Origin of the sequence: Brevibacterium sp. ZH18, from assembly GCF_022748595.1 — a bacterium.
Lineage (GTDB): Bacteria > Actinomycetota > Actinomycetes > Actinomycetales > Brevibacteriaceae > Brevibacterium.
In genome coordinates, this window is record NZ_JALDSX010000077.1 from 1 (window position 1) to 7821 (window position 7821).

The window sequence follows — 7821 nt, forward strand, 5'->3', positions numbered from 1 at the left end:
GAGGCGGGAGCAAGGAGCCGGGAGCCACAACGATGTCAGATGCATGCCGAAGCGATCGCCGTCCAGCAGAGCAGGCGTCAGCGGGAGCAGGCGTCAGCGGGAGCTCGCGTCAGCGGGACATCGCGTCGGCGGGAGCTTGCGTCAGCGTGAGCTCGCGTCAGCGGGACATCGCGTCGGCGGGAGCTTGCGTCAGCGTGAGCTCGCGTCAGATGACGCGGATGAGTCGTTCGACTTCCTGTGCGGACTCGGCAGCAGCCGTCGCGCCGCCGGATCCGCCGCGGCGCACGTGCGCTCCGGCCTCTTCCGCGACGAGCGCGCCGCCGGCGTAGTCGTAGATGCCGATCCCCCGCTCGGCGTAGCTGTTGACCTTACCTTCGGCGAGCATGCAGAGATCGATCGCAGCCGAGCCGCAGCGCCGGATGTCGTCGTAGCCCTCCATGAGGACGTGCAGCTTCGCCAGCTGCGGCTCTCGATTGTCACCGACATAGGCGAAGCCGGTCGCCAGGAGTCTCCCCGACAATCCAGCAGGTGTTCCGCGAAGACGTCGTCCAGGGACGTTCGCCGAAGCGACCTCAGCCGCCGGAGAGGCTTCGGCCACCGATGCGGCCTCAGCCGCAGGAACATGGTCCGAGAGTCGCCCTTCGACTCGGTAGGCCCCCTGGCCTGCGGCCGCCAACCAGGTAGCGCCGAGGCCCGGCGACGCAACGAGGCCGATGAGCCAGCGCCCTTCACCGACTCCGGGCGAGCCGTCCACCGAGGCCGCATTGCCGCCGGCAGACAAACCGTCCGCAGCAGGCGAACCGTCCGCGGCAGGAGATTCGTCCACTCCGGAAGCGGCCCCGGCGGCTTCACAGACTCCAACCGAGAACGCGTAGTGCTCGATGTTGCGGACATAGTTGACGGTCCCGTCGATGGGGTCGACATGCCACTCCAGCCGCGGACCCTCATCGCTGTCCTCGGCAAAGTCCCCAGACGACGGATCGAAGCAGTTGAGCCCCTGCAGGAACTCAGCGTCGAAGAACTGGGCCGGGTTGATCGCCGGAGCATCCTCCTCGCCGACCATCTGATCAGCGGGGCGAACCTTGGCGAGGTATCCGCGCACCAAAGACTCGATCTGTGCGTCGGCACGAGTCACGAGGTCGTTGGGCGAGGTCTTCGTGTCCACGACCGTCGCATCCAGGTGTGCACCGAGCGAACTGCGCCACTCGATCATCTGCTTCCACGCCATCGCGGAGAGGTCAGCCGCGATTCGAATCAGCGGAAGATCGACGAGGGTCTCCGGCAGGAAGTCGTGGGGCAGAAGATCGGTCTCAGAACTCATACTTCAACTCTAGACCGCCCGCCTCAACTGGACTCATGTAACAACACTGCAATACCTGGGCAGGTATGTACTTCTTGTATCAAAGGCACCCGAAGCCGGCGAATCAGACCAACCGCGTACGCAGTCGACGGCAATCACGAGCGCTCGAAACAGGGAAATTCCGAGCCTGGAGAGCAGTGACTTTAGAGAACAGAAAATGAGGAAGAATCAAGCTCGATATAAAGAGACGCCAATCTTCCCCGAATGACTTATACATGCTTCTCGCAGGATTTCAACAATAAGGAATTCTTGTTACCAAAGAGAGACCAAATGGGCCGAATCGATGGCCGGTCAGCGGCTGCTGTCACGCCGACGCAGACGGGACCGCTTCCGCTCATTGACTCGCCTTTGGGTCACTGAGCGGAAACGGTCCCGATCACACTGAAATCACACAGCAGCCGCAGCGCCCACGGTGCCATTCGCGGGCACGGACGCCGAACCGCCCTCGGGCCGCTGCACCCGTCCGTGCCTCCGGACGATCTCCTGCACGGCCTGCGATGAGGTTCCCGCCGCCTCGGCGATGGCACCGAAAGTCGCACCCTCTTCACGCGCCCGCAGAATCGCCATCACGTAATCGGTATTGATTTTGGCGCGCTGCCGGGAAACCTTGCGAACCGCACCAACTAAGGCTGTTTGATCGACTGTTAATTCACGAGCTCGACGCGACATGGTTTCTTCCCTTGCATACAGGTGTGGCTCATTGCCACAAAATGGTGTAGTCCCATTAGATACCACGAATATGACGGTATGCCAACTATTCCCGAATCATGGAACCTAAACTGCCATTCGGGTCATTCTATGTAACAGATCGATAACGGAAACGATGGTTTTCCGGACTTCAGAGGCTTCAGGTGCAGTGCGGACAAAAACCACGTTTCTCCCGACGTTCTGACTGCCGATTCCCCAAGGCCGACGACAGACTGCCTTGTTCCGTCTTGTTTTCCGCAGGATTGCCTCGCCATGTGCTCCCCGAGTGGCAGAATGCAGGCATGACGATTTCGGCTCCCAGCTCCAGCGCACCGAGACCATCAGCGAGGACAGCGACGTCCTCCTCGGCTGAGGACTCCCCCGCAGCGATGCTCACCGCCGAGTTCCGTGCCGCCGGCGTCCGCGACTTCAGCGTGGAGGACACCGACCGTGCGGCCTACTCCTCCGACGCCTCACTCTTCCGCTTGGTCCCACAGGCCATCGTCTTCCCGCACGACGAGGCCGATGTTTCGAGCACACTGTCGATCGCCCGACGTCTGTCCATCCCGATCACCAGCCGAGGTGCGGGCACCTCGATCGCCGGCAACGCGATCGGCACGGGCATCATCATCGACTTCTCCCGCCATATGAACACGGTCATCGACCTCGACCCTGAAGCGGAGACCGCCTGGGTCGAGGCCGGCTGCATCCACGCTCATCTGCAGTCCCAGGCCAAACCGCACGGGCTGCGCTTCGGCCCCGACCCCTCGACTCACACCCGCTGCACGATCGGCGGGATGATCGGCAACAACGCCTGCGGGCCACGCGCTCTGGGCTACGGGCGCACCGGCGACAACATCCTCGCTCTGGTCATCATGCTCGTCGACGGAACCATCGTCACGCTCGATGAGACCGACGCGTCCGAGCAGTTCCCGCGTCTGCATGAACTCGTCGCCGGGCAGCTGGGCACCATCCGGACGAATCTGGGGACCTTCTCACGGCAGGTCTCCGGGTATGGGCTGGAATCCCTGCTGCCGGAGAACGACTTCGACCTGCGCCGGGCCTTTGCTGGGACCGAGGGCACGTGGGGCATCGTCCTCGCCGCGAAGATGCGCCTGGTCAAGGACCCCACCCACACCTCGGCGGTGGTGCTCGGGTACGAGGACATGGTCGCCGCCGCACATGATGCGCCCCTGCTGAAGGACTTCCCGGTCGCAGCCTGTGAGGGCCTCGACTCGCGCATGCTCGACCGAGTCATCGACACCAAGGGCGCCGATGCTGTCCCCCACCTACCCAAGGGCGGCGGCTGGCTCGTCGTCGAGCTCACCGGCGAGGATGAAGCCGAACTGGTCGACGAGACGAAGCGCCTGATCAGGGAGTCCAATGCCCTGGATTCGGCGGTGCTCGGCCCCCAGGCTGCCGCCGAGGTGTGGGCGATCCGCGCCGACGGCGCGGGGCTGGTCTCGCGCACACCCGATGGTCGTGACGCCCACGCCGGGTGGGAGGATTCCGCGGTTCCGGTGGAGCACCTCGGCGACTATCTGCACGATCTCATGGAACTGCTCACCGAGCACGGGCTGTGGGGCATTCCCTACGGACACTTCGGGGACGGCTGCCTGCACATGCGCGTGGACTTCCCCCTCGAAGACCCCGAGGGTCCGCGGATCATGCGGGAGTTCATGGTCGCAGCGACGAAGCTCGTAGCTCGCTACGGCGGTTCGGTCTCCGGCGAGCACGGCGACGGTCGAGCCCGATCCGAGCTGCTGCGCCTCGTCTATCCTCCCGACGTCATCGACCTGTTCAAGGCGGTCAAGGAGCTCTTCGACCCGCAGCACCTGCTCAATCCCGGAGTCATCGTCGACCCGGATTCACTGACCGAATCGCTGCGCCTGACCCAGCTGCCGCTGCGTCAGATCCTGCCCGGAACCCTGGCGATGGCCTATGAGGACGAGTCCGACGGCTTCGCCTCGGCGGTCCATCGGTGCACGGGTGTCGGCAAGTGTCGCGCGGACTCTGCGGCTGGGGGCGGGACCATGTGCCCCTCTTACCAGGCCACACGCGATGAGAGGCATTCGACCCGGGGCCGAGCCCGAGTGCTCCAGGAGATGGTGTCCGGGGATCTGCTCGAGCCGAAGTGGGATTCCCCCGAGGTCGCCGAAGCCCTCGATCTCTGCCTGTCCTGCAAGGCCTGCGCCACCGAGTGCCCGACCGGCACGGACATGGCCACGTACAAGGCTGAGGTCCTCTACCAGTCGTACAAGGGCAAGCTGCGCCCGATGAAGCACTACTCGCTCGGGTTCCTGCCGCAGCTCGCACGACTGATCACCCCGCTGGCACCCGTGGTCAACCGGGTCTCGGGGCTGCCCGGACTGACGACCGTGGCCAAGAAGATGTCCGGAATCGACGTCCGCCGGTCCATCCCGCAGTTCGCGGCGACGACGTTCCGGAAATGGTGGAACACCACCGCCGAGGCGGGGGCCGGGGACCGCGTCAACGATGGGTCCGGTGCCGCGGGGTCCGGCACTGGTGCTGGGACGGCGGACCGCCTCGGCGAGCGGACAGGTTCAGGGGTTCGCACGGGTTCAGGCGAGCGGACGGGTTCAGGGGTGCGCGCAGGTTCAGGGGTGCGCACGCGCGAGGTCGTCCTCTTCGCTGATACGTGGTCAAATCATTTCGCGCCGCGCATCCTCTCAGCGGCAGTCGCCGTTCTCGAGCGTGCGGAGGTCACGGTCCGCGTGGTCGATCAGACGGTGTGCTGCGGTCTGCCGCTGATCTCCACCGGTCAGCTGGATGCGGCACGGGCGAACCTGGGAGCGACGATCTCCGCGCTCGACGAGACCGGCGATGCGCCGATCATCGGAGTCGAGCCCTCCTGCCTGGCCACGCTCAAGGACGATTCGCAGAAACTGCTCGCCGATGAGGCGTCGGCCAGGGTGGCCACTCGAGTGCAGACCTTGGCGCAGTATCTGCTGAGCATCGGCGCCGAGCTGCCGTCTCTCGACGGGGTTGAGGCGCTCGTCCAGCCGCACTGCCATCAGTCGGCAATCTTCGGAGTGGCAGCCGATAAGGAACTGCTGGCCAGAACCGGTGCGGCGACGACGTTCTTGGGCGGGTGCTGCGGTCTGGCGGGAAACTTCGGCGTCGAAGAAGGACACTACGAGACTTCGGTCGCGGTCGCCGAGGTTGCTCTGCTGCCCGCACTGCGGAAGCAGGCATCGAGTTCGACGAATACCGGCCGGGCGGCTGTCGGTGCTGATCCCGCCCCCACGACGAAGATCGTTCTGGCCGACGGCTATTCGTGCCGGACTCAGATCGCCGATCTCAGCGATGCGCAGGGTGTGTCTCTGGCTGAGCTGCTCGCCTGGGGTTGGGGACTCAATCCCGGCAGGTAGACCGTGGAGGCTCAGCCCCGTCTGGTAGACCGAGCGCCTTAGGCCTTCGCGGTGAGGACTGGGACTTCGGCTTCGAGCAGGATCCGCTGGGCTTGAGAGCCGAGGATGAACTTGCCGATCGCCGAGCGTTTGCGCAGACCGATGACGATGAGCTGGGCATCGTGTTCGGCCACAAGCTCGTTGAGGGTTCCGGGCAGGTCGTCCTCGTGATCGGGCTGGAGAACCTCGACCTCGACCTCTGACTCCTTACCGAGGTCGATGATGCGATCGATCTCATCCTGGTCGATTTCGGTCGGCGTCCCACTGGCACCGCGTCGCTGGGAATTGATCACGACAGCGTTGCTCGACCGAAGTCTGGCTTCTGCGAAACCCGCACGCAGAGCCGCCTCACCCTCAGGAGCAGGAAGGTAGCCAATGAGAATCGTCATGCCTCCCAGTATATTGTCAGTCACCGGATTCGTTCATTCGGGTATCATCTGAGCGCCATCTCCCATCCTCGTCACTCACTTCATGCGGGCGCAGAGTCGCCCAGCGTGGGCGCAGAATCGGCCGTCACCCCGGTAGTGCCCGTGGTGTCCGTGGAAATCGCGGTCACCTCACTCGCACCAGCAGAGCTCCTCATCACCCCGGTCTCACCCACTCGGCTGGCACGCTTTCCCAGCTCCCGTAGTTCGACCAGGAGTTCCGGCGGTTCGACGACGCGAACGTCAACAGGAGTGCTGGCCGTGATGACCGCCGCCCAGCGCAGGTCGTCGGCGCCGAATTCGACTCTGGCAGCCTCTCCCATCTCAACGATCGTCGCGGACCTCGTCGGGAACCAGGCTTCGACCTCGGCCACCGAGGCGGCCACGTGCAGCACCACCCGGTGCCGGTACGCAGCGGTGGTGACGGCGGAACTCACGGCCGCCTCGGCGTCGGGATGCTCTCTGAATGAGAACCCGAACGTCGTCGCATGGACCGAACACATCCGGTCGAGGCGGAAGACGCGCCAATCGGCGCGATCGAGATCCCACGCATAGAGGTACCAATGAGCACCGAAGACGACGAGTCGCACGGGCTCGACCCTGCGTCTCGATGTCGAGGCACGCACGCTGGGCGCCGAGGACCGACGATCGGCCGTGGCACGACCGGCCAGATCCTGTCGTCTCCTCTTTGTGTAGTCGAAGGTGAGCACAACCGACGAAGCGATCGCCGAGGCCGTGGTGATGACCACGGAGATGTCGACCCCGGGTTCGTGACCGGCAAGCACGGTCACCGCCGTGCTGATCTCGCCGACGGATTCGCGGACAGTCGGCGGAAGCATCCCCCGGAGCTTCGCCGTGGCCGATTCCGCATCCGACGTGCTCAGCCCGGCACCGTTGAGGAGCGCCAGTCCGACCGCTGTGGCGATGGCCTCCCCCGTCTGCAGCTGCAGCGGCGGCAGCACCGTCCGCGACTCCGCGCGGTAGCCGCCGGCAACGCCCGGAAGCGATTCGATGAAGTAGCCCAGCCCGCGAAGGCTCGCCATGTCTCGGCGAATCGACCGCGGCGTGACGCCGAAATGCGCAGCCAGCTCAGAGGCCGTGTACGTCCGTCCCGCGGCAAGCATGCCCAGCAGGGACAGCAGTCGGGAATCAGCAGTCATCGTCCAACAGTTCTCATCGCGGCCGGCCTTCTCTGCAGTCAATGCTCATTGCGGACAGTATATGACCGCATTTAAGTGGATGCTCGGTACATCCAATCGATCACATTCAGGAGAGACCATGCCCTTCTTCGCCCCATCCGTCACAACAGAGGCCGATGCCGCCTTCAGCTTCCTCGAACAGCAGTGCACCCAGCTGAAGGTCACTGCGCTCGGACTCACCGACGAGCAGGCTCGGAGCACTCCGACCGCGAGCGCAATGAGCATCTCGGGGCTTCTGGCACATGCGGCGTAGGTCATCAACGGCTGGCTGCAGCAGGTGAAGGAACCGACTCGGCGCATCGCTGAAGCGGAATATCCGCAGTTCAACGATGACATCGGTCTCGACGGGATGTTCGACGGCTCGGCGCTTCCGAACCTCGACATCGCCGAGGTGGTCGTGATCTTCGAGACGGCCACCGCCCAAATCGCGGCCGCCCGCAAGTCAGTCGAGGACAACGGAACCGACCTGGGCGCCATTGTGCCGATGCCTTCCAATCCGTGGATGCCCAAGGACTTCGTGATGAATGTCCGCTGGATCCTGGCTAACCTCAGCACCGAGATTGCTCGCCATGCGGGTCATGCGGACATCATCCGTGAGTCCATCGACGGGGCGATCGCCTATCAGCTCAACGCCCAGGCCGACGGACAGCCCTGGCCACCCGAGGGCTGGAGCTGACGCGCCGCGGAGCATAAAGATACCCGAATGTCGGGCAGCAACC

At 64.5% G+C, this 7821-nt stretch carries 7 protein-coding genes; 3 read left to right on the forward strand and 4 right to left on the reverse strand.

Annotated features, from left to right (window positions below):
• Positions 1 to 205: 205 nt before the first annotated feature.
• Positions 206 to 1321, reverse strand: coding sequence for an inositol monophosphatase family protein (locus MPN20_RS16630; RefSeq protein WP_242783937.1), 1116 nt, complete (start codon positions 1319 to 1321; stop codon positions 206 to 208).
• Between the two features lie 426 nt (positions 1322 to 1747).
• Entirely contained in the window at positions 1748 to 1927 is a 180-nt protein-coding gene (locus tag MPN20_RS16635; protein WP_242783938.1) for a hypothetical protein, read from the reverse strand.
• A 422-nt stretch (positions 1928 to 2349) separates the two neighbouring features.
• Here MPN20_RS16635 and MPN20_RS16640 point away from each other — a divergent pair, with 422 nt between their 5' ends.
• Entirely contained in the window at positions 2350 to 5439 is a 3090-nt protein-coding gene (locus MPN20_RS16640) for an FAD-binding and (Fe-S)-binding domain-containing protein (protein WP_242783939.1), read from the forward strand.
• 38 nt (positions 5440 to 5477) lie between these two features.
• On the opposite strand, the gene MPN20_RS16645 is transcribed toward MPN20_RS16640, so the two are convergent.
• Together MPN20_RS16645 and MPN20_RS16650 are read right to left on the reverse strand one after the other, a co-directional pair.
• Positions 5478 to 5867, reverse strand: coding sequence for a universal stress protein (locus tag MPN20_RS16645; RefSeq protein WP_242783940.1), 390 nt, complete (start codon positions 5865 to 5867; stop codon positions 5478 to 5480).
• Between the two features lie 80 nt (positions 5868 to 5947).
• Positions 5948 to 7105, reverse strand: a complete 1158-nt coding sequence (locus MPN20_RS16650; protein WP_242783942.1) for a YafY family protein — start codon at positions 7103 to 7105, stop codon at positions 5948 to 5950.
• A gap of 76 nt (positions 7106 to 7181) precedes the next feature.
• On the opposite strand from MPN20_RS16650, the gene MPN20_RS17590 reads away from it, so the two are divergent.
• Together MPN20_RS17590 and MPN20_RS16660 are read left to right on the forward strand one after the other, a co-directional pair.
• Complete coding sequence (locus MPN20_RS17590) at positions 7182 to 7355, forward strand: DUF664 domain-containing protein (RefSeq protein ID WP_242783944.1); 174 nt, start codon at positions 7182 to 7184, stop codon at positions 7353 to 7355.
• Positions 7356 to 7379: 24 nt separating this feature from the next.
• Positions 7380 to 7778 carry a DUF664 domain-containing protein gene (locus tag MPN20_RS16660; protein ID WP_242783946.1) on the forward strand — a complete coding sequence of 133 codons (399 nt, stop codon included), beginning with the start codon at positions 7380 to 7382 and terminating at the stop codon, positions 7776 to 7778.
• Positions 7779 to 7821 lie beyond the last annotated feature (43 nt).